Source organism: Serratia bockelmannii, from assembly GCF_051803255.1.
Taxonomy (GTDB): Bacteria; Pseudomonadota; Gammaproteobacteria; order Enterobacterales; family Enterobacteriaceae; genus Serratia; species Serratia bockelmannii.
Genome location: NZ_CP196512.1, coordinates 2,069,773 through 2,094,144 on the forward strand (window position 1 = coordinate 2,069,773; position 24,372 = coordinate 2,094,144).

The 24,372-nt window shown below is 61.1% G+C and carries 21 protein-coding genes; 9 read left to right on the forward strand and 12 right to left on the reverse strand.

Annotation, left to right across the window (positions count from 1 at the left end):
- Positions 1–13 precede the first annotated feature (13 nt).
- Both mfd and ACSJLU_RS09960 read right to left on the reverse strand, forming a co-directional pair.
- The gene (gene mfd, locus ACSJLU_RS09955; protein ID WP_197834667.1) at positions 14–3,487 is read right to left on the reverse strand and encodes a transcription-repair coupling factor; all 3,474 of its coding nucleotides are present in this window, start codon (positions 3,485–3,487) and stop codon (positions 14–16) included.
- Positions 3,488–3,497: 10 nt separating this feature from the next.
- A complete protein-coding gene (locus tag ACSJLU_RS09960) occupies positions 3,498–3,758 on the reverse strand; it encodes a hypothetical protein (protein ID WP_016928090.1) in 261 nt (86 codons plus the stop codon).
- A gap of 38 nt (positions 3,759–3,796) precedes the next feature.
- Between ACSJLU_RS09960 and lolC the strand changes: the two genes are divergently transcribed.
- The 5 genes from lolC (at position 3,797) to cobB (ending at position 8,842) form a co-directional block, all read left to right on the forward strand.
- Positions 3,797–4,999: a lipoprotein-releasing ABC transporter permease subunit LolC gene (lolC, locus tag ACSJLU_RS09965; protein ID WP_004941116.1), complete on the forward strand. Its 1,203-nt coding sequence runs from the start codon at positions 3,797–3,799 to the stop codon at positions 4,997–4,999.
- A complete protein-coding gene (gene lolD / locus ACSJLU_RS09970; protein ID WP_004941120.1) occupies positions 4,992–5,696 on the forward strand; it encodes a lipoprotein-releasing ABC transporter ATP-binding protein LolD in 705 nt (234 codons plus the stop codon). Before lolC ends, lolD begins: the two co-directional genes overlap by 8 nt.
- Positions 5,696–6,943: a lipoprotein-releasing ABC transporter permease subunit LolE gene (lolE, locus tag ACSJLU_RS09975; RefSeq protein ID WP_025302503.1), complete on the forward strand. Its 1,248-nt coding sequence runs from the start codon at positions 5,696–5,698 to the stop codon at positions 6,941–6,943. Before lolD ends, lolE begins: the two co-directional genes overlap by 1 nt.
- A 53-nt stretch (positions 6,944–6,996) precedes the next feature.
- Entirely contained in the window at positions 6,997–7,914 is a 918-nt protein-coding gene (gene nagK, locus ACSJLU_RS09980; protein WP_148123347.1) for an N-acetylglucosamine kinase, read from the forward strand.
- Positions 7,915–8,005: 91 nt separating this feature from the next.
- Complete coding sequence (cobB, locus tag ACSJLU_RS09985; protein ID WP_016928086.1) at positions 8,006–8,842, forward strand: Sir2 family NAD+-dependent deacetylase; 837 nt, start codon at positions 8,006–8,008, stop codon at positions 8,840–8,842.
- A 48-nt stretch (positions 8,843–8,890) separates the two neighbouring features.
- Here the strand turns inward: cobB and potD are convergent, their stop codons facing one another.
- Positions 8,891–9,934 carry a spermidine/putrescine ABC transporter substrate-binding protein PotD gene (gene potD / locus ACSJLU_RS09990; RefSeq protein ID WP_025302505.1) on the reverse strand — a complete coding sequence of 348 codons (1,044 nt, stop codon included), beginning with the start codon at positions 9,932–9,934 and terminating at the stop codon, positions 8,891–8,893.
- A gap of 236 nt (positions 9,935–10,170) precedes the next feature.
- Between potD and ACSJLU_RS09995 the strand changes: the two genes are divergently transcribed.
- Positions 10,171–10,881, forward strand: a complete 711-nt coding sequence (locus tag ACSJLU_RS09995; protein ID WP_025302506.1) for a MurR/RpiR family transcriptional regulator — start codon at positions 10,171–10,173, stop codon at positions 10,879–10,881.
- A gap of 17 nt (positions 10,882–10,898) precedes the next feature.
- On the opposite strand, the gene ACSJLU_RS10000 is transcribed toward ACSJLU_RS09995, so the two are convergent.
- The 6 genes from ACSJLU_RS10000 to ACSJLU_RS10025 form a co-directional block, all read right to left on the reverse strand.
- Complete coding sequence (locus tag ACSJLU_RS10000) at positions 10,899–12,284, reverse strand: family 4 glycosyl hydrolase (protein WP_049204190.1); 1,386 nt, start codon at positions 12,282–12,284, stop codon at positions 10,899–10,901.
- Between the two features lie 24 nt (positions 12,285–12,308).
- Entirely contained in the window at positions 12,309–13,868 is a 1,560-nt protein-coding gene (locus tag ACSJLU_RS10005) for a PTS transporter subunit EIIC (RefSeq protein ID WP_025302508.1), read from the reverse strand.
- A 217-nt stretch (positions 13,869–14,085) separates the two neighbouring features.
- The gene (gene potC / locus ACSJLU_RS10010) at positions 14,086–14,868 is read right to left on the reverse strand and encodes a spermidine/putrescine ABC transporter permease PotC (protein WP_025302509.1); all 783 of its coding nucleotides are present in this window, start codon (positions 14,866–14,868) and stop codon (positions 14,086–14,088) included.
- Positions 14,865–15,725 carry a spermidine/putrescine ABC transporter permease PotB gene (gene potB / locus ACSJLU_RS10015; RefSeq protein ID WP_025302510.1) on the reverse strand — a complete coding sequence of 287 codons (861 nt, stop codon included), beginning with the start codon at positions 15,723–15,725 and terminating at the stop codon, positions 14,865–14,867. The genes potC and potB overlap by 4 nt, the downstream gene beginning before the upstream one ends.
- Complete coding sequence (potA, locus tag ACSJLU_RS10020) at positions 15,709–16,824, reverse strand: spermidine/putrescine ABC transporter ATP-binding protein PotA (RefSeq protein ID WP_025302511.1); 1,116 nt, start codon at positions 16,822–16,824, stop codon at positions 15,709–15,711. Before potA ends, potB begins: the two co-directional genes overlap by 17 nt.
- A 25-nt stretch (positions 16,825–16,849) precedes the next feature.
- Entirely contained in the window at positions 16,850–17,122 is a 273-nt protein-coding gene (locus ACSJLU_RS10025; protein WP_141997848.1) for a hypothetical protein, read from the reverse strand.
- Between the two features lie 57 nt (positions 17,123–17,179).
- Here ACSJLU_RS10025 and pepT point away from each other — a divergent pair, with 57 nt between their 5' ends.
- A complete protein-coding gene (gene pepT, locus ACSJLU_RS10030; protein WP_004941154.1) occupies positions 17,180–18,409 on the forward strand; it encodes a peptidase T in 1,230 nt (409 codons plus the stop codon).
- Positions 18,410–18,499: 90 nt separating this feature from the next.
- Positions 18,500–19,588, forward strand: a complete 1,089-nt coding sequence (locus tag ACSJLU_RS10035) for a malate/lactate/ureidoglycolate dehydrogenase (protein WP_043141499.1) — start codon at positions 18,500–18,502, stop codon at positions 19,586–19,588.
- A gap of 41 nt (positions 19,589–19,629) precedes the next feature.
- On the opposite strand, the gene ACSJLU_RS10040 is transcribed toward ACSJLU_RS10035, so the two are convergent.
- From ACSJLU_RS10040 to phoP, 3 genes are all read right to left on the reverse strand, one after another.
- Complete coding sequence (locus ACSJLU_RS10040; RefSeq protein WP_004941161.1) at positions 19,630–20,751, reverse strand: ribosomal protein uL16 3-hydroxylase; 1,122 nt, start codon at positions 20,749–20,751, stop codon at positions 19,630–19,632.
- Between the two features lie 84 nt (positions 20,752–20,835).
- Positions 20,836–22,293: a two-component system sensor histidine kinase PhoQ gene (phoQ, locus tag ACSJLU_RS10045; protein WP_025160271.1), complete on the reverse strand. Its 1,458-nt coding sequence runs from the start codon at positions 22,291–22,293 to the stop codon at positions 20,836–20,838.
- 5 nt (positions 22,294–22,298) lie between these two features.
- On the reverse strand, positions 22,299–22,970 hold the full coding sequence (gene phoP, locus ACSJLU_RS10050) for a two-component system response regulator PhoP (RefSeq protein ID WP_025302513.1): 672 nt from the start codon (positions 22,968–22,970) through the stop codon (positions 22,299–22,301).
- Positions 22,971–23,348: 378 nt separating this feature from the next.
- Between phoP and ACSJLU_RS10055 the strand changes: the two genes are divergently transcribed.
- Complete coding sequence (locus ACSJLU_RS10055) at positions 23,349–24,368, forward strand: ADP-ribosylglycohydrolase family protein (RefSeq protein WP_334670859.1); 1,020 nt, start codon at positions 23,349–23,351, stop codon at positions 24,366–24,368.
- Positions 24,369–24,372: the final 4 nt, after the last annotated feature.

Consider the following 24,372-nt stretch of genomic DNA (forward strand, 5'->3'; position numbering starts at 1 on the left):
CGGGGGCGTTGCCTTAGGCCGCCAGCGTGTGTTCGCGGAAGGCGTCCAGCAGCTCTTCGGTGAACGTCAGGCGTTTCTGGCGATCGGCCAGATCGAGCGTGAACTTCAGCTTGCTCGGGCCGTCCAGGCGGTAAACCTGCGGATTGCCCTGCAACAGGCCGATCAGATAACCCGGGTCGACGCGGTTGTTGTCGCCGAACTCGATAAAGCCGCCGCGCTCGTTGCTCTCGATGCGTTTGATCCCCAGCTTCTGCGCATGCAGGCGCAGCGCCGCGCACTGCAACAGGTTGCGCGCCGCATCCGGCAGCTGGCCGAAGCGGTCGATCAGCTCGACCTTCAGCTCATCCAGCTCGCCGTCGTTCTTCGCGCTGGCGATGCGCTTATACAGTGACAGGCGGGTATTGACGTCGGGAATGAAGTCTTCCGGCAACAGCGCCGGCATGCGCAGCTCCACTTCGGTCTGGCTGCTGGTGAGATCTTCCAGTGACGGTTCGCGGCCGTTTTTCAACGCGTCGACGGCGCTTTCCAGCAGCTCCATGTAGAGCGAGAAACCGACGGTGGTCATCTGGCCGCTCTGGTCTTCGCCCAGCAGCTCACCGGCGCCGCGGATCTCCAGATCGTGGGTCGCCAGGGCGAAACCGGCGCCGAGATCTTCCAGCGACGCGATGGCTTCGAGCCGTTTATGGGCGTCGGTGCCCATGGCTTTCGGGTTTGGCGTCAACAGATAGGCGTAAGCCTGATGGTGCGAACGCCCGACGCGGCCGCGCAGCTGGTGCAGCTGCGCCAGGCCGAAGCGATCGGCGCGCTCAATGATGATGGTGTTGGCGCTGGGGATATCGATGCCGGTTTCGATGATGGTAGTGCACACCAGCACGTTGAAGCGCTGGTGATGGAAATCGTTCATCACCCGTTCCAGATCGCGTTCGCGCATCTGGCCGTGGCCGATGGCGATGCGCGCTTCCGGCACCAGTTCCGCCAGGCGCTGCGCCGCTTTCTCGATGTTTTCCACGTCGTTGTAGAGGTAGTAAACCTGGCCGCCGCGCAGCACTTCGCGCAGGATCGCCTCGCGCACCACCAGGCTGTCGTATTCGCGCACGAAGGTCTTCACCGCCAGCCGGCGCGCCGGTGGGGTGGCGATGATCGACAGATCGCGCATGCCGCTCATCGCCATGTTCAGCGTACGCGGGATCGGTGTGGCGGTCAGCGTCAGGATATCGACGTCGGCGCGCATCGCTTTGATGCGCTCCTTGTGGCGCACGCCAAAGCGGTGCTCTTCATCGACGATCAGCAGCCCCAGGTCTTTCCAGCGCAGATCGCTCTGCAACAGCTTGTGGGTGCCGATGATGATGTCCACCTTGCCTTCGGCCGCGTCGTCCAGCACCTGCTGCTGCTCTTTGGCGCTGCGGAAGCGCGACATCATCTCGATGCGGATCGGCCAGGTGGCGAAGCGATCGCGGAAGTTGTCGAAGTGCTGCTGCGCCAGCAGGGTGGTCGGCACCAGCACCGCCACCTGCTTGCCGTTTTCCACCGCCAGGAAGGCGGCGCGCATCGCCACTTCGGTTTTGCCGAAGCCGACGTCGCCGCATACCAGGCGGTCCATCGCCAGCGGTTGGCACATATCGCTCAGCACCGCATTGATCGCCTGTTCCTGATCCGGCGTGGTTTCGAACGGGAAGCTCTGGCAGAACAGCTGGTACTGTTCGCGGTTGTGTTTGAAGGCGAAACCGGCCTTGGCGGCACGCTGGGCGTAGATATCCAGCAGCTCCGCCGCCACGTCGCGCACGCGCTCGGCCGCTTTCTGCCGCGCGCGCGTCCAGGCGTCGCCGCCCAGTTTGTGCAGCGGGGCGTTTTCGTCCGCGCCGCCGGCATAACGGCTGATCAGATGCAGCGAAGAAACCGGCACGTACAGCTTGTCCTCACCGGCGTAGGAGAGGATCAGGTACTCGGCCTTGATGCCGCCGGCCTCCAGCGTGGTCAGGCCGACGTAGCGGCCGACGCCGTGCTCCAGATGCACCACCGGCTGGCCGGGATGCAGCTCCGCCAGGTTGCGGATCAGAGTATCGGTATTGATGGTGCGTCGGTTATCCTGCCGGCGGCGGCTGACGCGCTCGCCGAGCAGATCGCTTTCGCAGATCAGCGCCCGCTGGCGCAGGCCGTCGAGGAAGCCGTGTTCGGCGGCGCCGACCATCATGTAACGGCCCGCCGTTTCCGCCTGATCGAGGCGCTGAATCAGCGCCGGCGCCAGCTTGATGCGGCCGAGCAGATCCTGCAGCGTTTCACGCCGCCCCTCGCTCTCGACGGAGAAAATCACGCTGCCGTCGAAGCCTTCGATAAAGCGCCGCAGATTATCCAGCGGGGATTTATGCTGCGCCTGCACCGCCAGATCGGGCAGGGCATGGTAGTCCAGATTGGTATTGCCGGCCTTGGCCGGCAGCTCATCGGTTTTCAGCGCGATGCGCGGCCAGGCCTTCAGCTCGCCGAACAGCGCGTCAACGCGCAGCCACAGCGTATCCGGCGCCAACAGCGGCCGCATCGGATCGACGCGGCGGCTTTCGTAACGCTGGTTGACGTCCTGCCAGAAGCGCTCGGCGGCGCCCTCCAGATCGCCGGTGTTGACGATCAGCGTGTTGGCCGGCAGGTAGCTGAACAGCGACGGCAGCGGTTGGCTGAAGAACAGCGGCTGCCAGTATTCGATGCCGGCCGGCCAGGCGCTTTTGCTGACCTGCTGATAGATATGCTCGGCGTCGCGGCGCACCTCAAACTGCTCGCGCCACTGGCTGCGGAACAGCTCGATGGCGTTCTTGTCGGTGGGGAACTCGTGGGCCGGTAACAGATTGATGGCCTCAACTTCGCTCAGCGTGCGCTGGGTATCGACGTCGAAGATGCGCAGACTGTCGATTTCGTCATCGAAAAAGTCGATGCGGTAAGGCTCATCGCTGCCCATCGGGTAAAGATCGAGCAGCGCGCCGCGGGTGGCGAATTCGCCGTGCTCCATCACCTGATCGACGCTGCGGTAGCCGGCCTGTTCCAACTGCGCGCGCAGCTTGTCGCGCGACAGGCGCTGGCCTTTCTTCATCACCAGCGCGTGGCCGTGCAGGAATTCGTGCGGGCAGACGCGCTGCATCAGGGTGTTGACCGGCAGAATGATCACGCCGCGCGCCATAGTCGGTAGGTGATACAGGCTCGACAAACGATCTGAGATGATTTCCTGGTGCGGCGAGAAGCTGTCGTACGGCAGGGTTTCCCAGTCGGACAGCGTGGTCACCATCTGGTCAGTGAACTGCTGGATCTCGTCGCGCAGCCGCAGGGCGTTTTGCATATCCGGCGCGATCAGCATCACCGGGCCAGGGTGGCGTTCTACGATCTCGGCGCATTCCACGGCACAGGCCGCGCCGGTCAGTTGCCCCAGTTGGCGCAGATCGCCCGCGCGATCGGGCAGAGAATAACGAGGGGATGAAGAACGGTTACGGCTATCGGAAGTGCTCATTCAGGTATCTTTAATCAATGTGTTGGATGGCGTCCCGGCACGGATAACCCAGCGCCTTTATGCTGTTTATAGTAGCCCAGCGGCCGGCAAACTGACACAGCAAAAAGCGCTGCTCATCAATTTTCTGCCGGTTATTTAACCGGTTAATGCCGTCTGTTTTTTGCGGCTGAGGATAAATAACGCGCGAAGCTGCCGCCGTCTCCCTCTTAGCCGCCACGCAATAAAAGGCCGTCGGGTGTTCCCTAAACGAGGGAGAGCCTTTATTATCCATGATCACTTTGCTTAAGCCACGGCTATCAAACGGATTTCATGTATCAACCTGTCGCGTTATTCATTGGCCTGCGCTACATGCGCGGGCGAGCCTCAGACCGCTTCGGGCGGTTTGTTTCCTGGCTTTCCACCATCGGCATTACGCTGGGGGTGATGGCGTTGGTCACCGTGCTGTCGGTGATGAACGGTTTCGAAAAGGATCTGGAGAACAACATCCTCGGCCTGATGCCGCAGGCGTTGGTCACCAGTCCACAGGGATCGGTCAACCCGCAGCAGCTGCCGGCCTCCGAGGTGCAGAAGCTGCAGGGCGTCACGCGCGTTGCGCCGCTGACCACCGGTGACGTGGTGCTGCAAAGCGCCCGCAGCGTGGCGGTTGGGGTGATGCTTGGCGTCAATCCCGACGAGGCCGATCCGCTAACCCCCTATCTGGTCAACGTCAAGCAGCAACAGCTGCAGCCGGGCCAATACAACATCATCATCGGCGAACAGCTGGCGGGGCAACTGGGCGTCAAGCGCGGCGATTCGCTGCGCGTGATGGTGCCGAGCGCCAGCCAGTTCACACCGATGGGCCGCATCCCCAGCCAGCGCCTGTTCACCCTCATCGGCACCTTCCATGCCAATAGCGAGGTGGACGGCTATCAGCTGTTGGTCAACCAACAGGATGCCTCGCGCCTGATGCGTTACCCGGCCGGCAACATCACCGGCTGGCGCCTGTTCCTGCAACAGCCGCTGACGGTCGATACCCTCAGCCAACAGGCGCTGCCGGCGGGCACCGTCTGGAAAGACTGGCGCGATCGCAAGGGCGAGCTGTTCCAGGCGGTGCGCATGGAGAAGAACATGATGGGGCTGCTGCTCAGCCTTATCGTGGCGGTGGCGGCGTTTAACATCATTACGTCGCTCGGCCTGCTGGTGATGGAGAAGCAGGGCGAGGTTGCCATTCTGCAGACCCAGGGGCTGACCCGCCGCCAGATCATGTCGGTATTCATGGTGCAGGGCGCCAGCGCCGGCATCATCGGTTCGCTGCTCGGCACGCTGCTCGGCGTGCTGCTGGCCACCAACCTGAATAACCTGATGCCGATCCTCGGCGCCTTGATCGACGGCGCTTCGCTGCCGGTGGCGGTCGATCCGCTGCAGGTGACGATCATCGCCGTGGTGGCGATGGCGGTTTCCCTATTGTCCACGCTTTATCCTTCATGGCGCGCTGCCGCCGTACAACCCGCTGAGGCTTTACGTTATGAGTAACCATCTTTTGTTGCAGTGTGACAACCTGTGCAAGACCTATCAGGAAGGCAACCTGCACACCGACGTGCTGCGCAACGTCAGCTTTGCTATGCAGCAGGGCGAAATGATGGCGATCGTCGGCAGCTCGGGTTCCGGCAAGAGCACCCTGTTGCACCTGCTGGGCGGGTTGGACTCACCGACCTCCGGCGAGGTGATTTTCAAGGGCGAATCGCTGAACGCCATGTCTTCGGCGGCCAAGGCTGAGCTGCGCAACCGCCAGTTGGGCTTCATCTATCAGTTCCACCACCTGTTGCCGGACTTCACCGCGCTGGAAAACGCCGCCATGCCGCTGCTGATCGGCGGCGCCAAACCGGCGCAGGCGCAGGAGAAAGCGCGGGAGATGCTGGCGGCGGTCGGGCTGGAAAAGCGCAGCAAACACCGTCCGTCCGAGCTTTCCGGCGGCGAGCGTCAGCGCGTAGCGATCGCCCGCGCGCTGGTCAACAACCCGGCGCTGGTGCTGGCGGACGAACCGACCGGTAACCTGGATAAACGCACCGCGGACAGCATCTTCGATCTGCTGGGCGAGCTGAATGTGCGTCAGGGCACCGCGTTCCTGGTGGTGACGCACGATCTGCAACTGGCCAAGCGTCTGAGCCGCCAGCTGGAAATGGCCGACGGCCACCTGCAGGCGCAGCTGACCCTGATGGGGGCCGAGTAATGGCGGGAGCCTCACTGTCCTTCCTGACGGCCCTGCGTTTCAGCCGCGGCCGTAAACGCGGCGGCATGGTGTCGCTGATCTCGGTTATCTCCACCATCGGCATTGCGTTGGGGGTGGCGGTGCTGATCGTCGGCCTGAGCGCGATGAACGGCTTTGAGCGCGAGCTGAAGAACCGCATTCTGGCGGTGGTGCCGCATGGCGAACTCGAACCGGTCAATCAGCCGTTCAGCGGCTGGCCGTCGATTCTGCAACGGGTGGAAAAGGTGCCGGGCATTGTGGCCGCCGCACCGTACATCAACTTTACCGGCCTGATGGAAAACGGCGCGCAGCTGCGCGCGGTGGAAGTCAAAGGCGTTGATCCGCAGCAGGAGAGCCGGCTGAGCGCGCTGCCGCAGTATGTGCAGGGCGACGCCTGGGCCAACTTCAAGCCCGGCGAGCAGCAGGTGATCCTCGGCAAGGGCGTGGCCGACGCGCTGGGCGTCAAGCAGGGCGCCTATGTCACGGTGATGATCCCCAACAGCGACCCGGAAATGAAGCTGCTGCAGCCGAAGCGCATTCGCCTGCATGTGACCGGCATTTTGCAGCTCAGCGGCCAGCTCGATCACAGCCTGGCGCTGGTGCCGCTGGCCGATGCGCAGCAGTATCTCGACATGGGTGACAGCGTCACGGGTATCGCGCTCAAGATGAACGACGTGTTCGCCGCCAACAAATTGGTGCGCGACGCCGGCGAAGTGACCAATTCTTATATCTACATCAAAAGCTGGATCGGCAAGTACGGCTATATGTATCGCGACATCCAGATGATCCGCGCCATCATGTACCTGGCGATGGTGCTGGTGATCGGCGTAGCCTGCTTCAATATTGTCTCCACGCTGGTGATGGCGGTGAAAGACAAAAGCGCCGATATCGCGGTGCTGCGCACCCTGGGCGCCAAAGACGGTTTTATCCGCGCCATCTTCATCTGGTACGGGCTGCTGGCCGGGCTGCTGGGCAGCCTGAGCGGCGTGGTGATCGGGGTGATCGCCTCGCTGCAGCTGACCAACATCATCCGGGGCATCGAGAAACTGGTCGGCCATTCCTTCCTGTCGGGCGATATCTACTTCATCGACTTCCTGCCTTCCGAGCTGCACTGGCTGGATGTGCTGATCGTGCTGGCGACCGCCATCGTGCTGAGCCTGCTGGCCAGTTGGTATCCGGCGAGGCGCGCCAGCCGCATCGATCCGGCGCGGGTGCTGAGCGGACAATAAAACCCACGGGGAGGCAGCGATGCCGCCCCGTTTTTTTAGCCTGGGGATGGGTTATGTACTACGGTTTCGATATGGGCGGCACCAAGATTGAGCTGGGGGTGTTCGACGACAACCTGCGGCGCATTTGGCAAAAGCGGGTGCCGACGCCGCGCGACGATTATCGGCAACTGCTGGCCACGCTGTGCGATCTGACCCTGGAGGCGGATGCGTTTTGCGGCCGGCGCGGCAGCGTCGGCATCGGTATTCCGGGCCTGCCCAACGACGATGACGGCACGCTGTTTACCGCCAACGTGCCGGCGGCGATGGGGCGTCCGCTGCCGCGCGATCTGGCGGCGCTGATCGGGCGCGAGGTGCGGGTCGATAACGACGCCAACTGCTTTGCGCTGTCGGAAGCCTGGGACGACGAGTTCCGCCGCTACCCGACGGTGCTGGGCATCATCCTCGGCACCGGCGTAGGCGGCGGCCTGATCGTCGACGGCAAGACGGTGCCTGGGCGCAACTATATCGCCGGCGAATTCGGCCATTTGCGCCTGCCGGTGGACGCGCTCGAGGTGCTGGGGCGTGATGTGCCTCGCGTTGCCTGCGGGTGCGGCCATCAGGGTTGCATCGAAAATTACATATCGGGCCGCGGTTTCGAATGGATGTACGCCCATTTCTATGGCCGGCGCTTGCCTGCCACCGAGATCATTGCGCATTATCAGGCGGGTGAGCCGCAGGCGGTGGCCCACGTCGACCGCTTTATGGACGTGCTGGCGATCTGCCTGGGCAACCTGCTGACGGTGCTGGATCCGCATTTGGTGGTGATCGGCGGCGGGTTGTCGAACTTCGACGCCATTTATCAGGCGTTGCCGCAGCGGCTGCCGACTCACCTGCTGCGGGTGGCCCGGCTACCGCGCATCGAGAAAGCGCGCTATGGCGACGCCGGCGGCGTGCGCGGCGCAGCGTTTCTCAATTTGGCTCGCCCAACGTAATGGGCGTTGCGGCCAGGCGTGAATATATGCAGCCAACAACGCCGCAACGTCCAGTAAGAAGGGTAAACAGGGAAAAGTAAGGAGAGAGTTAATGCACACTCGCCATCGGCTGTGTCAGTTTCGCAAGAGTAAGCATGTGCTGCATCAGCGCTTTCGTTCACGTATTTTTCACCGTGACACCATGGCGGCGGCAGAGCTGAAAAAGCCGTTTGTGGTGGTGTTGACCGGGGCCGGCATTTCGGCCGAGTCGGGCATTCGCACCTTCCGCGCCGCGGATGGGCTGTGGGAAGAGCACCGGGTGGAGGACGTCGCCACGCCGGAAGGTTTCCAGCGCGATCCGGCGCTGGTGCAGGCGTTTTACAACGAACGCCGCCGTCAGCTGCAGACGGAGGAGATCGTCCCGAACGCCGCGCACCGCGCGCTGGCGGATCTGGAAGAGTGGCTGGGAGACAACTTCCTGCTGGTCACGCAAAACATCGATAACCTGCATGAGCGCGCCGGCAGCAAGCGGGTGTTGCATATGCACGGCGAATTGCTGAAGGTGCGCTGCACCCAGTCGGGGCAGGTGTTCGAATGGCCCGGCGATCTCAGCGTCGACGATCGTTGCCATTGCTGCCAGTTCCCGGCGCCGCTGCGGCCGCACGTGGTGTGGTTCGGCGAGATGCCGCTGGGCATGGACGACATCTACCAGGCGCTGAGCAAGGCCGATTTCTTCGTCGCCATCGGCACTTCCGGCCACGTCTATCCGGCGGCCGGGTTCGTGCATGAGGCGCGGCTGGGCGGCGCCTATGCGATGGAGCTGAACCTGGAGCCGAGTCAGGTGGAAAGCCAGTTTGACGAGAAACACTACGGTCTGGCCAGTGAAGTGGTGCCGCGTTTTGTGCACAAGTTTCTGGTGGGCAAGGTGGCGCGGGCCGACAGGCCCTGAGAAAGGCATCAGGGCGCACTGCGCGCCCTGATGGGATGGCGGGGCGTATTAGCGCCCGGCTTTCAACTTTTGGAAGTAGCTTTCGTACAGCGTGCTGGCGTCGCCGACGTCGTTTTGCCACTCGCCGTGCTCAATCACCGCCTTATCCGGATAGAGTGACGGGTCGTTGGCGATCTCCGGCGACAGCAGCTTCTTCGCCGCCAGGTTCGGCGTCGGGTAACCGATGGTCTCCGCCACCTGCACCGCGATTTCCGGCCGCAGCAGGAAGTCGATCAGCTTCAGCGCCCCTTCGACGTTGCGCGCGTTGGCCGGAATGGCCAGGCTGTCCATCCAGAAGATCCCGCCTTCCTTCGGCCAGACGATCTCCAGCGGCGTGCCGGCCTGGCGCGCCACAAAGGCCGAACCGTTCCACACCATGCCGACGTTGACTTCCCCTTCCATAAACGGGTTGCCCGGGTTGTCGGAGTTGAAGGCCAGCACGTTTGGCATCAATTTTTGCAGTTCGTGGTAGGCAGCTTCGATCTCCTTCGGATCGGTGGTGTTACCGGAATAGCCCAGCTTGAGCAGCGCCATTTGGAACACTTCGCGTGCGTCGTCAGTCAACAGCAGGCGGCCCTTGTACTGCGGTTGCCACAGATCGGCCCAGGCGGTAACGGTAGAGGGATCTTGCGCGTCGCTGTTAACGCCGATGGCAGTAGCGCCCCAGATGTAAGGAATGGAATAGTCGTTGTTGGGATCGAACGGCTTGTTCAGCAGGGTGGGATCGAGATCCTTGAAGTGGCTGAGCTTGCTCTTGTCGATTTTTTGCAGCATGCCTTCTTTGCTCATCTTGGCGATGAAGTAAGTGGAAGGCACCACCAGATCGTACGCGCCGTCTTTGTAGGTTTTCAGCTTGGCGTACATGCTTTCGTTGGATTCATAGGTGGAATAGATCACCTTGATGCCGGTTTCCTTGGTGAACTGCTCCAGCAGCCCCGGCGGGACGTATTCAGTCCAGTTATAGAAGTACAGTGTCTTGCCGTCAGAGGCGTTTGCAGAGCAGAAACTCAGCGCCATCATCCCGGCTGCGAGCAGATGTGACCACTTTTTCATGCAGCGTATCCTTCAGCAGTAGTGAGCCGAACCCGTATGGGCTGCCGTTTTCGGCCGCGCCATACCCCAGAAAGGGGCCATTATAGGGGCCGGGGCGGGGTGGGTAAAGGCGGTTATCCCGTTGGCAAATCAAGGGGTTCGGCGGCTTAAAGCGCATCACAATTTGTGTGTCTCGCGCTGGACAGGCGGTGAAGCGCGTGCGAAACAATAATTTTGGCGAATAAACGAGGGCGGCGATGAATTTCAAACAGGTCTTCAGCCAGGCGGAGCTCAGCAAGACGGATCTGACGATTTTGCACTGCATTCTCGACAACCCGGACGCCTGCATCGACGACGGCATCCGCGCGGTGTCCGCACGCTGCTACAGTTCCCCCTCGACGCTGGTGCGGCTGGCTAAAAAGCTGGGCTTTCGCGGCTATCTCGAACTGGTCTATTTCATCAAGTTCAACCTGACGATGGCGCCGGCCTACCAGGTGGAACGCCCTACGTCGGCGGCACCGCCGGCCCAGCAGGCGCAGTTTCTCGATCTGCTCGACAGCGGCAAGATCCTGATCCACGGCAGCGGTTTTTCACAGCTGGTGGCGCAGTATATGTACAACAAGTTTATGACGCTGGGCGTAGACAGTTACCTGTCGCTGTGGCCGGATTTCGACATTCTTGACCGCGAGACGCGCTTTCGCTTCGACATGGTGATCGTGATTTCAAAGTCGGGCAACAGCGGCTCGGCGCTGAGCTGGAGCGAGGCGGTGAAGCGTAATCACATTCTGCTGGCGGCCTTCTGCGGTGACGGCGACAGCCCGCTGGCGCAGCAGGCCGATATGACCTTTCTGTTTGAGGATCGGCAAAAATACGATCACGATATCTACTATCCCAACCCATTTTTCGGCCACTGTCTGTTGGGATTCGAGAATGTGATCACCGCCTGGTTTGAACGACGCGGCCGCTGACGGCCGCATCGCACCGTTTAGCGCCAGTGCCTGGCATACTGACGGTGGGCCAGCAGGTACTCCTCCACCAGCGTTTTCGCCAGCGAGTAGGAGTTGACCAGCGGGTGCACCATCAGCGCCTTGATGGCCAGTTGGCGGTTGCCGGTCAGGATCGCCGCCACCGCCAGCCGTTCGTACTCTTTCACCTGCGAAATCAGGTTTTTCTGGGTGTCGGGAATATCGCGCATTTTTACCGGCTGAATGCCGGCGCTGCTCAATTCGCAGCTGATTTCGATCACGTCTTCCGGGTGCAGAAAATCGAGCGAGTCGCGGTTTTGCATCGATACCACCACGCGTTTTTGCCGGCCGCTGTTGACCGCCTCCAGAATGTCGATCGCCACCCCGGCATAGCCGCCGCTGTCCGGCTGCTCGATAAACTGTTGCAGCGTCAGCATCTCACGTTTTTTCACCTTGCCCTGGTTGGACTCGCGCTGCATGTAGGAGTTTTCGCGCTGCAGATAATGGCTGAAGTAGACAGAGAAGGCGTGTTCCAACTGGTGGGGGATGTCCAGCTCGCCTAACTCTGACAGCATTTGGCGGTTGATCGCCGCGATTTGTTCGCCGCGGGTCTCGCCGCCCGCGACGATGGCGGCGATCGCCTGCTCACGGTAGTAGTAATAGTAGAGATACTCGTTGAGCATCAAATTGTCCGACAGCGCCACCAGCTCCGGCGAGAAGTATTTCATGCAGGTATCGCGATACAGGCGCGGATCCGCCAGCAACTGTTCCGTGACCGGCTCGCCGTTGACGCGCGCATTGCGGAACCAGGAAAGATGGTTGAGGCCGAAGCAGTCGACGCTCAGTTGGTCTTCGCGGCAGTCCAGCAGCTCGGCCAGTTCGCGGATAAACTCGCTGGGGGCGTCGCAGATGCCGTAGACCCGGCGCTGGAAGCCGGATTTGATGATCGCCTCGGTCACCATGCCGGAAGGATTGGTGAAGTTGAACAGGACCGCGTCCGGCGAGGAAACCTGCTCGATCAGGCGGCAATAGTCGAGGATCGCCGGAATTGAACGCATCGCCATGGCGAAGCCGCCGGCGCCGGTGGTTTCTTGCCCGAGTAACTGGTGATTGAGCGCGATGCGCTCGTCATGGATGCGGCCTTCCTCGCCGCCGATGCGCAGGGTGGTGATGATGTAATCGGCGTCTTGCAGCGCCTGGCGCGGATCGCTGCTGAGGCTGAAAGCAATGTCGCCGCGAATGCGCTGGAATACGCCCTGCGCGAGGGCGCCGTAGATCGCCAGATGGCGTTCATCGGTATCCATAAACACCACTTCGGTAATGCCGATGCGATGGGCGTTATAGGCGATGGATTTGGCGAGGAACGGGGAACGCACGCCGCCGCCGCCGAGAACGGTTAATTTCATTCGATATCTCCCATTAATAAAGCGTTAGAGTGCCGCTAAATATTTCTCTACCTGATTTTTGACCTTGCCGACCGTGACGCCGTAAATCACCTGCACTTCACGGCGATTCTTCACCACGCCTTTGGCGCCGGTGCTTTTCAACGCGGCCTCATCCACCCGCGCCATATCCTTTAATTCCACCCGCAGCCGGGTAAAGCAGTTATCGACGGAAATAATGTTTTCCTTGCCACCCAACGCGCGAATAATGATGCCGCTTGGCTCGTCCGGGGTATTTTTGCGGTTCCGGTAATCCTGTTTGGAATAGAGTTTGACGTCCTGATCATCTTCACGGCCCGGCGTCTTCAGATTGAGCTTCAGCACCAGCGTTTTGAACACCAGGTAATACACCGCAAACTGCACCAGCCCGATGACCACATACAGCGGCCAGCGGGTGAGGGAGACCGGCAGCGGCAGGTTGTAGGCCAGGAACTCGACCAGCCCGCTGGCGCCCCAGGGGCGCACTTGGAACAGGTTGCAGGCTACCTGCGAGAGCGCGGTCAACACGGCGTGGATCACCCACAACAGCGGAGAGATAAACAGGAAGGTGAACTCTATCGGCTCGGTGATGCCGACCAGGATCGACGTGGTGATGGCCGGGATCAGAATCGCCTTGGCCAGCATTTTCTTTTCCGGTTTGGCGGTGTGATAGAAAGCCAATGCCGCGCCCGACAGGCCGAAGATGGTCACCATCCCTTGCTGCGAGAAACGCAGCGCCTCGTTCATCAGCGGCGAGATGCTTGGGTCGCGCATGTAGGCCAGGAAAATCGCCTGCGAGCCGGAGACGGTCTGGCCGTCTTGTACGATCGAACCGCCGATACTGGTGAGCTGGAACGGCGACCAGATAAAGTGGTGCAGCCCGGTGGGGATCAGAAATTTCTCGAAGAAGCCGTAGACGAATACCCCGAGCGAGCCGGCGCTTTTCATAAAGCCGGTAAGCGCGATCAGGCCCTGTGAGATAGCCGGCCACAGGTAGCTGAAGGCGACGGCGTACAGCATGATGATCGGCGTCATGGCAATCAGCACCAGCTTGGCGCCGCCGTAGACCGAGAACACGCCGTTGAGTTCGACGTTGCACAGGCGGTTATGCACCCAGGCAATCGTGACGCCGAGGATAAGACCGAGGAAAATGCCCATATCTACCACGGTAAATCCCAGCAGTTCCGTTTGCCCGGTGCCGTAATACTCACCGTTGATCTTGGCCGCGACGTGGCCGCTGAATTGCAGATAAGACGAATTGGCGCCGAGGAACATGATAAAGCACATCACCGCGACCAGCGCCGCTTCGCTTTTCTTGTCTTTGGCCAGGCCGTAGGTAATACCGATACAGAAAATCAGCCCGAGATTGCCGAATAACGGCCAGAAGGTATCGCCGATCATTTTACCGATAGAGAAGACGGCGGAATGTTCATTGATTAATGTGGCATTGGTAAGAATAGAACTGAGCGCCAGAATCAGACCGATTACCGGCAGGAAAAATATCGGCCCCATCATGGCTTTGGAGAAAAGCTGCAGCTTGTTTAAGATATTATCGATAATACCTTTCATGGCAGTTCCTTTTTATATTTTAATGGATGACGACGTTGCTGAATAAACTCCCTGAAAGCGAGAAAAATAAGGCACCTTGCCTGGATTCAGTTATAGGGGGAAGTTTTCGCCGCTGCAATCGGCGGGGCGGAAATAGGCACCGATGCTCACTGAGTGACAACCGGTGCCGGTTGTGAAGGGGATCACAACCGGGCGCGGCAGCGCCCGGCGGGAAGGATTATTCTGCCTTGGGCGAGCGATCGCGCATCACCCACTGGCTGGCGATCACCAGCGTCAGCGACAGCAGCAGCAAAATGGTGGCCAGCGCGTTGACCTCCGGCGAGACGCCGACTTTCACCATCGAGTAAATCTTCAGCGGCAAAATCTCGTAGCTCGGCCCGGTGACAAAGGAGGAGACGACCACGTCGTCCATCGACAGGGTAAAGCTCAGCAGCCAACCGGCCGCCACCGCCGGCATCGCCAGCGGCAGGATGATTTTGCGCAGGATGGTGAACTCGCTTGCGCCGAGATCGCGCGCGGCTTCCAGCATCTTCACGTCGAAGCCTTTCAGGCGCGCGTAGACGGTCACTACCACGAACGGCAGGCAGAAGGTGATGTGCGAGAACAGCAGCGACCAGAAGCCGAGCGAAATGCCCAGCAGCATGAACAGCACCAGCAGCGAGATGGCCATTACGATGTCCGGCGACATCATCACCACGAACAGCATGCCGCCGACGAACGGCTTGCCGCGGAAGCGGTAGCGGTACAGCGCCACCGCGGTCAGCGAGCCGATCAGGGTGGCGAAGGTAGCGGAGAGCACCGCCATGGTCAGCGAGTGCCCCGCGGCCTGCAGCAGGCTGTCGTTATTCAGCAGCGTGGCGTACCACTTGGTGGTGAATCCTTGCCAGTTGATGCCAAAGCGCGAAGCGTTGAAGGAGTTGACGATCAGGATGACGATCGGGATATACAGATAGGCGTATACCAGCGTCATAAAGCCGCCGCGTAGCAGACGTCCGATCATGCCAGATCCTCCTTCTTGTTCAGCAGGCGGGCGGCCCGGTAATAGACCAGCAGCAACAGCCCCATCACCAGCGTCAGGCAGATGCTGGTGGCCGCGCCGAACGGCCAGTCGCGGATATTGAGGAACTGGCTTTTAATCACGTTGCCGATCAATAGATTCTTGGCGCCGCCCATCAGATCGGCGACGAAGAACAGCCCCATCGCCGGCAGCACCACCAGCAGGCAGCCGGCGATAATGCCCGGCATGGTCAGCGGCACGATGATGCGGATAAAGGTCTGCAGCTTGCTGGCGCCGAGATCGCGCGCCGCCTCCAGGCAGGATTTATCGAGCTTTTCGATGCTGGAGTAGAGCGGCATCACCATAAACGGCAGCAGAATATACACCAGGCCGAGGATCACCGCTTCCGAGGTGTACATGATGCGCAGCGGCTTGTCGATGACGCCGATCCACAGCAGCGCGTCGTTGAGATAGCCGCGGGTGCTGAGAAACAGCTTCAGGCCGTAGATGCGGATCAGCGAGTTGGTCCAGAAGGGCACGATCAGCAGAAACAGCAGCAGCGGCCGCACCTTCTGCGGCAAGCGCGCCAGGATAAAGGCGAACGGATAGCCGATCACCAGGCAGCACAGGGTGGCGATCAGCGCCATGTTCAGCGAGTGCAGCAGCACCTGGGCGTACAACGGGTCGAACAAGCGCCGGTAGTTATCCAGCGTGAACACCATCTGCACCAGATTGGCGTCGTCGCGGGTCAGGAAGCTGGTGCCGATGATCATCAGGTTCGGCATGAACACGAACAACAGCAGCCAGGCGACGACGCCGACGATCACCACATTCTGGAAGACTTTACGCGATTTCTTCATCGGCCAGCACCACCTCCCAGCTTTCGACCCAGGTCACCGCCATCTTCTGGTTGAGCGAGTGATCGACGTCCGGATCGTCTTCGTTGAAGAACTCGCTGACCATCACCGTTTTACCGTTCTCCAGCTCGACCACCGACTCCAGCGTCATGCCTTTGTAGTTGCGCTCACGCACGTAACCGATCAGCCCGTCGTGCTGCGCGCTGTCGTTCACTTCTTCCACCCGCAGATCTTCCGGGCGCAGCAGCACCTTCAGCTTTTGGCCCGGCTCCACCGGCAGATCGGCATAGATGTCGCACTCGCGGCCTTCGACGTTGGCGCGCACCCGCTGTGGATCGAGGCGCTCCAAAACCACCGCGTCGAAGATGTTAATCTCGCCGATGAAGCTGGCGACGAACAGATTCTTCGGCTCTTCGTAGATCTCACGCGGCGTGCCGTCCTGCTCGATGCGGCCTTCGCGCATCACCACGATGCGGTCCGACATGGTCAGCGCTTCTTCCTGATCGTGGGTGACGAACACGAAGGTGATGCCCAGCTTGCGCTGCAGCGCCTTCAGCTCGTTCTGCATCTGCTTGCGCAGCTTGTAGTCCAGCGCCGACAGCGATTCGTCCAGCAGCAGTACCTTCGGCTTGTTGACCACCGCGCGGGCGATGGCCACGCGCTGCTGTTGGCCGCCGGAGAGCTGGCCCGGCCGCCGCTTGGCGAACGTATCCAGCTGCACCATGCGCAGCGCCTCTTCGACGCGCGGCGTCAGTTCGGCCGCCGGCACCTTTTGCATGCGCAGGCCGAAGGCGACGTTGTCGAACACCGACATGTGCGGAAACAGGGCATAGCTCTGAAACACGGTGTTGACGTGGCGATGTTCGGCCGGAATGGCGGTGATGTCCTGGCCGTCGAGCGCGATGCGGCCCCGATCGGCGTCTTCCAGACCGGCGATCAGGCGCAGCACCGTGGTTTTGCCACAGCCGGAGGGGCCAAGAATGGTGAGGAATTCGCCGTGATTAATCGTCAGATCCAGATCGGCAATGATGGTTTTGCCATCGAACGCTTTGCTCAGGGCATGCAGTTCAACAAGGGGAGTCGGAGAGGATGTCTCAGTCATTTATCGTATTACTCTATCCCGTGGGCTAATGCAGATAGAACCGCAACTGGAAAAGACTGCCGGAGCTTGCGGGATGCCCGCTGATCAAATGAAGCTCAAACCAGTTACGCCAATGGAAATTTTTCGAGCGCGCATGATAGACGCTGAATGCCGGAATTGAAAGCCGATCCGGCCCAGATGCCGCGTTTTTCATCATGATAGCGACAAATGACCCTGTGATGACAGCATTATTCCTCTCAGAAATCATCACAAAGATTAATGATATTGGCGAATTCTGGTTAAAAATGACCTGACGCAATATTTGATCCTGATCGGTTCCGCATAATGAAACGCGATATTCTGAGGGGCCGCTACCATGGACAAATTACTTGACCGCTTTTTCAACTACGTCTCTTTCGACACCCAGTCCAAAGCGAACGTAAAGCATGTGCCGAGCACCGACGGGCAGTTGAAGCTGGCGCGTGCGTTGCAGCAGGAAATGATCGCGCTCGGCTTCGAGCGGGTGTCGCTCAGCGAACACGGCTGCGTGATGGGCACCTGGCCGGGTAACGTCGCCTGGCCGGTGCCGGCGGTCGGTTTTATCGCCCATCTGGATACTTCGCCGGATTTCAGCGGCAAACACGTCAATCCGCAGATCGTCGAGAACTATCGCGGCGGCGACATTGCGCTCGGCATCGGTGATGAAGTGCTGTCGCCGGTGATGTTCCCGATCCTGCACCAGATGCTGGGGCAGACGCTGATCACCACCGATGGCAAAACGCTGCTGGGCGCCGACGACAAGGCCGGCATCGCCGAGATCCTCACCGCCATGGTGCGCCTGCGCGCGCGCAAAATCCCGCACGGCGACATCCGTGTGGCCTTCACCCCGGACGAGGAGGTGGGCAAAGGGGCGCAGCTGTTCGACGTGGCGGCCTTCAATGCCGAATGGGCTTACACCGTGGACGGCGGCGGCGTCGGCGAGTTGGAGTGCGAGAACTTCAACGCCGCCTCGGTGACGATCAAAATCCTCGGTAACAGCGTGCACCCCGGCAGCGCCAAGGGCGTGATGGTCAACGCGCTGTCGCTGGCGACCCGCATTCATCAGGCACTGCCGGCGGACGAAGCGCCGGAGACCACCGAAGGCTACCAGGGCTTTTATCACCTCAGCAGCATCAAGGGCAGCGTGGAGCGCGCCGAAATGCACTATATCTTGCGCGACTTCGAGCGTGAGGGGTTTGAGGCGCGTAAGCGCAAGATGGTGGACATCGCTCGCGAGGTCGGCAAAGGCCTGCCCCGCGATTGCTATATCGAAGTGAGCATCGAAGACAGCTATTACAACATGCGCGAACAGGTGGCGGAGCACCCGCACGTGATTGCGCTGGCGCAGCAGGCGATGCGCGACTGCGACATCGAACCGGTGATGAAACCGATCCGCGGCGGCACCGACGGCGCGCAGCTGTCGTTTCGCGGCCTGCCGTGCCCGAACCTGTTCACCGGTGGCTACAACTACCACGGCAAGCACGAGTTCGTGACGCTGGAAGGTATGGAGCAAGCGGTGGCGGTGATCATGCGCATCGCGGCGCTGGCCGCCGAGCGGGCGCGGTAAACGGGACGCTTGCGATCGGCATAATCGCTTGCCGCAACAAGGCGTTGCTCATAGTGTGGAGGTACATTCCCCACGCATAAGGACCGCATGATGAGCACCGAATACCGTATCGCCAGCCCGCATTTGGCGCAGTTCGTTCAGGCGATTTGGCGCCAGGCCGGCAGTACGGCGCGCGAAGCCGAGCTGGTGGCCGATCATCTGGTGCAGGCCAATCTGGCCGGGCACGATTCGCACGGCGTCGGCATGATCCCCAGCTACATGGCGTCGTTGGCGCAGGGGCAATTACAGCTCAATCAGCACGCCGAAGTGGTGCGCGACGCTGGCGCGGTGCTGACGCTCGACGGCGCGCGCGGCTTCGGTCAGGTGGTGGCCAGCGAAGCGATGGCGCTGGGCATTGAACGCGCCGGCAAGCTGGGCCTGGCGGCGGTGGCGCTGCACAATGCGCACCATATCGGCCGCATCGGCCATTGGGCGGAACAGTGTGCCCGCGCCGGTTTTATCTCGATTCACTTCGTCAACGTGGTGGGCGATCCGATGGTGGCGCCGTTCGGCGGCAGCGATCGCCGCTTCGGCACCAACCCGTTCTGCGCCATTTTCCCGCGGCCGGGCCGCACGCCGCTGCTGTTGGATTTCGCCACCAGCGGCATCGCCTTCGGCAAGACTCGGGTGGCCTATAACAAAGGCTTGTCGGTGGCGCCGGGCTATCTGATCGACGAACACGGGCAACCCACCACCGAACCGAAGGTGATGCACGAAGCGCCGTTCGGGTCACTGTTGCCGTTCGGCTTGCACAAAGGCTATGCGCTGGCGGCGATGTGCGAGATCCTCGGCGGCGCGCTCTCCGGCGGCCGCACCACCCACGACGCTACGCTGAAAGCCGACAGCGACGCCATCTTCAACTGCATGACGACCCTGATCCTCGATCCTCAGGCCTTCGACGCCCCGCAAATGCAGGCCGAGGCCGAAGCGTTTATCGGCTGGGTGAAGGCGTCGCCGCCGAGCGGCGAACAGCCGATCGCGGTGCCGGGAGAATGGGAAGAGGCCAACCGCGCGACGCGGCTGGAGCAGGGCATACCGATAGACGCCAATACCTGGCGGCAGATTTGCGCGGCGGCGGAGCAGGCGGGCATGGCGAATGAAGCGCTGGCCGGCTTTCGCGCGCAGGCGCGGCAGGCATAAAAAAAGCCACCCGATAGGGTGGCTTGTTCGCGTACTCGCAATCAGTCGTTAAAGTACCAATAGCCGCTGTTGACCAGCGCGGTCAGCAGCGCCAGGAATGACGGGTCGTCCACCGCGTCGCCGAGCAGGGCGGCGTCGACGCTGAAGTGCTGGCACAGGGCATCTGCGGCCTGCAGCTGGTCGGTGTCGATCAGTTCGCCGTTGACGAAGCAGCGATCGCCGACCCGCAGCACGCGCAACCCGCCCAGGCGCTGCAGCGCTTCACCCTGTTGCAGCAGTTCGTAGATTTCCCCGGCCTGATACGGTGGCTCCGGCGGCGCCAGATCCAGCTCGTGGCGCGATTGGGAGATAAACTCGCCGAACCAGTGCTGGAAGTGTTCCGGCTGTTGCACCAGATCCAGCATCATCTGCCGTAAGGCGTCCACTTCCTGCGGCAGGATCTCCGCCGGGTGTTCGCGCAGTTTAACGTCCGGATCGCCGTAGCGTTTGCTGCCCAGCTCGCGTGCCAGCACGTAATCGGCGAAGCCGCTCACTAGCTCGCGGCCGTTCGGCGCGCGGAAGCCCACCGAGTAATTGAGCGCGTTTTCCAGCGCGTAGCCTTCATGCGGGAAGCCCGGCGGAATGTAGAGAATGTCGCCCGGCTCCATCTCTTCGTCGATGATGGCGTCGAACGGTTCGACCTGCAGCAGATCCGGGTGCGGGCAGTGCTGTTTCAGCGGCGTTTTTTCCCCGACGCGCCAGCGGCGGCGGCCAGTGCCCTGAATGATGAACACGTCGTACTGATCGAGGTGCGGGCCGACGCCGCCACCCGGCACCGAGAAGGAGATCATCAGGTCATCCATCCGCCAGTCCGGCAGCTGGCGGAACGGGCGCATCAGCGCGGCGGAAGGCTCATGCCAGTGGTCCACCGCCTGCACCAGCAGCGACCAGTTGTTTTCGCTCAGGTGATCGAAGCTCTCGAAGGGGCCGTGCGCAACCTGCCAACGGCCGTCCTGGTGGCTGACCAGGCGGCTGTCCACTTCGTTTTCCATCGCCAGCCCGGCCAGCTCATCCGGGGAGATCGGATCGATAAAGTTTTTGAAGCCGCGCTTCAGAATCACCGGACGCTTTTGCCAATAGCGTTGCAAAAAATCGTTCCAGTCCAGATCTAATTGATAATCCATGTTCTATTCCAGGATAGAGGAGTGAGCCTGAGTGCGATTATAACGGAAGTTTGGCCCCGTGGATCGGGGCCGCAGCGGCATAATTTACTCGTTGTGGTGGGTGTCGTGCTGGCGGGCGAAGGTGACCTGCATGCGCGCGCCGCCGAGCGGACTGTCGCTGATGACGATTTCGCCGTCGTATTGTTCGATGATCTCCGCCGCCACCGACAGGCCAAGGCCCTGGCCGGGGCGCAGGGTATCCACCCGCTGGCCGCGCTGGAAGATCAGCTGGCGCTTGCTTTCCGGGATGCCCGGGCCGTCGTCGTCGATGACGATGGTGAGATTTTTCTCTGAGTGCAGCGAGGTGATTTCCACGAACTCCAGGCAGTATTTGCAGGCGTTTTCCAACACGTTGCCCATCACTTCCATAAAGTCGTTCTTCTCGCCCATAAAGGTCACTTCCGGCGAGATATCCAGCGTGATCACCACCCCTTTGCGCTGGTAAACCTTGTTCAGCGCCACCACCAGGCTGTCGAGCAGCGCCGGCACCGAGTGGATCTCGCGCGTCAGCACCGTCTGGCCGGAGTTGATGCTGGCCCGGTGCAGGTAGTAACCGATTTGCTGAGAGATGCGCCCGATCTGATCCAGCATGATCGGCTCGGCTTCTTCGATGGTGGTCTGCTTGCCGCTGCGCAGCGAGCGCAGGGTGCTTTGCAGCACCGCCAGCGGCGTTTTCAGGCTGTGGGTCAGATCCGACAGGGTGGTGCGATATTTGGTGTAGCGCTGGCGCTCGTTGCGCACCAGAATGTTCAGATTGCGCACCAGCCCGCGCAGCTCGCTGGGCGGATTCTCATCCAGCTGATCGCGCTCGCCGTTCTCCAGTTCGCCCACCTGATTGACCAGCGCCTTGATCGGCCGTAGGCTCCAGTAGGCCGCCAGCCACAGCAGTGGCACCACCAGCAGCAGGTTGGCCAGCAGCACGTAGCTGAACCACTCCCACACCACGTCTGAGCGCTGCAGCTCCTGCGGAATGCTGTCGACCACCACGATGGTCAACGCCGGCAGCCGCGCCGTGGCGGCATAGGTGTTGACCGCCACCGAGTGCGTCAGCGCGTTCTGATCGGTATCGTCATAATTCTTCAGCTGATCCTGCGCTTTGGGGTTATCCCCCAGCACTTCGCTACTGATGCGGGTATCGGTGTCAATTTCGTAGAAGCCGGACTCTTCCAGCCATTCCTTGTTGATCAGCTTCTCCAGCTCCGGCACTTTGCGCTGGCTCCAGAGCAGGTTGCCCTTATCGTCGTAGATAAAGACCAGCGTCGGGAAGTTGAGATCGATATCGGGGGGGATGGCGATGGTGAGCTTGTTGTCTTTCCACTGCGCCAGGCTGAAGAACAGGTTGCTCTCGCCGCGCAGCAGGCGGAAGGCGGTCTTGTCGAAGCTGACGATGTAGCCGACGACCGCCACCAAACCGTAAGAGAGCGACAGCGCCAGGATCACCCCGGCGGTCGCCATCAGGAAGCGGGCGCGCAGCGAAAACGGTTTTTTATTCTTGTTGAACATCATGTTCACTTCGCGTCAAAACGATAACCCTGGCCACGTACCGTGGTGATCACTTCATGCGGGTATTCCGCCTGCACCTTTTTACGCAAACGTCCCATCAGCACGTCGATGGTATGGCTTTCGCGCAGCTCGGCGTCCGGGTAGAGCTGCAGCATCAACGAATCCTTGCTCACCACCTTGCCGGCGTTGCGGATCAGGGTCTCGATGATGGTGTATTCAAAAGCGGTCAGCTTGATCTGCCGATCGTTGACGCTCAGTTCGCGGCGCGACAGATCGATCTGGAACGGGGGCAGCACGATCACCTGCGAAGCCAGGCCGCTGTTGCGGCGCATCAGCGCCTGCATGCGGGCGATCACTTCTTCCAGGTGGAACGGCTTGGTGACATAGTCGTCGGCGCCGGCTTCCAGCACCGCCACTTTGTCCTGCCAGCTTTCGCGGGCGGTCAGCACCAGGATCGGCAGTTTGGTCTGGTGCGCGCGCCAACGGCGGATCAGGCTCAGGCCGTCTTCGCCCGGCAGGCCGAGATCGACGATGGCAATATCCGGCGCGTGTTCCTGCAGGAAATAATCGGCTTCCTTGGCGTCTTCGGCCGCGTCGACCTGATGGCCCATCTCGCGCATCTGAACGGAAAGGTGGTGGCGCAGCAAACCATTATCTTCAACAACCAGTACTCGCATGGCGAACTCCTGTGACTGTGCGGGTGAACGTCCTGTCACCCACGCGATAAAAGGGAACACGCTCTGCGGCGTGTCAGGGGATAACGCGGCCACCTGAACCATTTTGACAAAAAGTGCTGAGGCTATGGTAGGTATAACCCGCCCGGCTCGCAAGAGAACCGAAGCAATGTATTAAAATAAGCGTTATCAATTTGTTCGCCGACATTATCGACAAGTTCTGATAAACGTCGGATAAACAGCGACGGGGCAACGTTAAACGCAACTTAAACGCGCCAGGCATTGTCGCGAAAGCAAAATGTGAACCGGGGCGCTTGATAAGCTTTAAAGGTACTAATAAGGTATTATCGAGGTATCGGCATATTTTCTCAGGAGCGACGGATGAAGCAGTTAACCCAGGCAGAACGCATAGCGGGCGCACTTTACGGACAGATGCTGGGCGACGCGCTCGGCATGCCTTCCGAGCTGTGGCCGCGCGAGCGGGTTAAGCGCCATTTCGGTTGGATAGACGGTTTCCTTGATGGGCCGGCGGAGAACTCGGCCGCCTGCTACTTCAAGGCCGGGCAATATACCGACGATACCGCGATGGCGTTAGCGCTGGCCGATGCGCTGCGGGAAGCGAAAGGCGAGGTGGTGCCAGAGTTGATCGCCCGCAACGTGATCCGCTGGGTGGACAGTTTTGACGCCTTCAACAAGAACATTCTCGGCCCCAGTTCCAAACTGGCGCTGAGCGAGCAGAAAGCGGGAACGCCAATCGCCGAGTTGGAAAACAACGGCATCACCAACGGTGCGGCGATGCGCATTTCGCCTTTAGGCTGCGTGCTGCCGTCTGCGCCGCTGGAGGAGTTCTGTCAGCAGGTGTGGCTGGCCTCCAGCCCGACGCACAAATCTGACATCGCCGTCGCCGGGGCCGTCGCGATCGCTTGGGCGGTTGCGCGGGCGGTGGAGGGCGCGGACTGGGCCTCGATTCGCCTGGCGCTGCCGGGCGTGGCGGAGTATGCCCAGCGCCGTCAGGAGACGACGTTCAGCCCCTCGTTGGCGGCGCGTATCGCGCTGGCGTTTCAGGTGGTGGATGAAGCCAGCGATCCCGAGCAGGCCTCCGAGCGGGTGTATCAACTGATCGGCGCCGGGGTCAGCACCATCGAGTCGGTGCCGGCGGCGCTGGCGATGGTGCAGCTGGCGCAAACCGACCCTACCCGGTGCGCCGTGCTGTGCGCCAACCTGGGCGGCGATACCGACACCATCGGCGCGATGGCCACTGCGATTTGCGGCGCGCTGCATGGCGCAGAAGCGATCGAAGCCGGGTTGCTGGCGGAGTTAAAACGGATGAATCCGCTGGATATCGAGGCTTACGTTCAGGCGTTCGTGCGCTTTCGCCGCCGCCGGCAGGGCGAGGCATAACGGA

What these genes read in the sequence shown, in the direction of transcription:
- potB (WP_025302510.1), bottom strand. Translation starts at nt 15,725, where the DNA reads ATGAAGAAATCGCGTAAAGTCTTCCAGAATGTGGTGATCGTCGGCGTC.
- phoQ (WP_025160271.1), bottom strand. Translation starts at nt 22,293, where the DNA reads ATGTTCAACAAGAATAAAAAACCGTTTTCGCTGCGCGCCCGCTTCCTG.
- phoP (WP_025302513.1), bottom strand. Translation starts at nt 22,970, where the DNA reads ATGCGAGTACTGGTTGTTGAAGATAATGGTTTGCTGCGCCACCACCTT.
- ACSJLU_RS09995 (WP_025302506.1), top strand. Translation starts at nt 10,171, where the DNA reads ATGAATTTCAAACAGGTCTTCAGCCAGGCGGAGCTCAGCAAGACGGAT.
- lolD (WP_004941120.1), top strand. Translation starts at nt 4,992, where the DNA reads ATGAGTAACCATCTTTTGTTGCAGTGTGACAACCTGTGCAAGACCTAT.
- ACSJLU_RS10040 (WP_004941161.1), bottom strand. Translation starts at nt 20,751, where the DNA reads ATGGATTATCAATTAGATCTGGACTGGAACGATTTTTTGCAACGCTAT.
- potC (WP_025302509.1), bottom strand. Translation starts at nt 14,868, where the DNA reads ATGATCGGACGTCTGCTACGCGGCGGCTTTATGACGCTGGTATACGCC.
- ACSJLU_RS10035 (WP_043141499.1), top strand. Translation starts at nt 18,500, where the DNA reads ATGAGCACCGAATACCGTATCGCCAGCCCGCATTTGGCGCAGTTCGTT.
- lolE (WP_025302503.1), top strand. Translation starts at nt 5,696, where the DNA reads ATGGCGGGAGCCTCACTGTCCTTCCTGACGGCCCTGCGTTTCAGCCGC.
- potA (WP_025302511.1), bottom strand. Translation starts at nt 16,824, where the DNA reads ATGACTGAGACATCCTCTCCGACTCCCCTTGTTGAACTGCATGCCCTG.
- cobB (WP_016928086.1), top strand. Translation starts at nt 8,006, where the DNA reads ATGCACACTCGCCATCGGCTGTGTCAGTTTCGCAAGAGTAAGCATGTG.
- mfd (WP_197834667.1), bottom strand. Translation starts at nt 3,487, where the DNA reads ATGAGCACTTCCGATAGCCGTAACCGTTCTTCATCCCCTCGTTATTCT.
- ACSJLU_RS10000 (WP_049204190.1), bottom strand. Translation starts at nt 12,284, where the DNA reads ATGAAATTAACCGTTCTCGGCGGCGGCGGCGTGCGTTCCCCGTTCCTC.
- potD (WP_025302505.1), bottom strand. Translation starts at nt 9,934, where the DNA reads ATGAAAAAGTGGTCACATCTGCTCGCAGCCGGGATGATGGCGCTGAGT.
- nagK (WP_148123347.1), top strand. Translation starts at nt 6,997, where the DNA reads ATGTACTACGGTTTCGATATGGGCGGCACCAAGATTGAGCTGGGGGTG.
- ACSJLU_RS09960 (WP_016928090.1), bottom strand. Translation starts at nt 3,758, where the DNA reads ATGGATAATAAAGGCTCTCCCTCGTTTAGGGAACACCCGACGGCCTTT.
- pepT (WP_004941154.1), top strand. Translation starts at nt 17,180, where the DNA reads ATGGACAAATTACTTGACCGCTTTTTCAACTACGTCTCTTTCGACACC.
- lolC (WP_004941116.1), top strand. Translation starts at nt 3,797, where the DNA reads ATGTATCAACCTGTCGCGTTATTCATTGGCCTGCGCTACATGCGCGGG.
- ACSJLU_RS10055 (WP_334670859.1), top strand. Translation starts at nt 23,349, where the DNA reads ATGAAGCAGTTAACCCAGGCAGAACGCATAGCGGGCGCACTTTACGGA.
- ACSJLU_RS10005 (WP_025302508.1), bottom strand. Translation starts at nt 13,868, where the DNA reads ATGAAAGGTATTATCGATAATATCTTAAACAAGCTGCAGCTTTTCTCC.